Here is a 699-nt window from a genome sequence, read left to right as displayed (position 1 = left end):
GTTCTCGGCACCCTGGGCGGCAGCGATCCGCGCCATCGTCCGATAGGCGAGCAACAGGGATTCCGGCACGCCGCTGTGCTCGAGAATGTCGAGCCGATCGGCCAGCAGCGCCGTCGAATCGTCGGGACGATCGCATTCCCAGGCGGTCGCGGCGAGCAGCGCCGCCAGCATGCAGCTGAATCCGTTTCGCCGCCCCAGGTCGGCCTCCGCGCTCGCCACGGCCGGCCGCAAGAGGCTGTCGGCGAGCAGGGCCTGACCTTCCCACAGATAGCTGAGCGCGACGATGAACTCGCCCCAGCGCCGGGTGTAGCCGACGTCACGGCCGAAATCCCCGCGGGGCGCCTGTTGCTCGCGCAGGCGCGCCAGCGCCGGCTCCCCTTCGAGCAGGGCCCGGTACGCCGTGCGGTTGGCATGGACCTGCAGGAGCATCGGATCGCGCAGCGGTGCGGCCTGGGCCCACGGATCATGAAGTTCCGCGAAGCGGTCCGGGTCGTCCGCGAACACCGCCGCGCCGCCGAGGATCAAGGCGCATTCGCAGCGAAGTTCTTCGCTGACCTGGGGCTGCGCCAGGATGCGTGCCACCAGGCGCCCGGCTTCCTCGTGGCGTTCGCTGACCGCCAGCGTCCAGGCGCCGGCCAACAGCAACCGAGGCCGCCGGTCCAGTTCGTCGACGGGAAGCTGCGCCAGCCATTCCAGCAC

General features: G+C 70.8%; 1 protein-coding gene. It reads right to left on the bottom strand.

The annotated features are described in order from the left end of the window. Window positions 1-699: hypothetical protein (locus tag ACXJ3V_RS20235; protein WP_457102151.1), on the bottom strand; the 699-nt coding region annotated here is incomplete at both ends.

Source organism: Microbacterium sp. P5_E9, from assembly GCF_054049175.1.
This window is presented reverse-complemented; position numbering and strand designations above follow the sequence as displayed.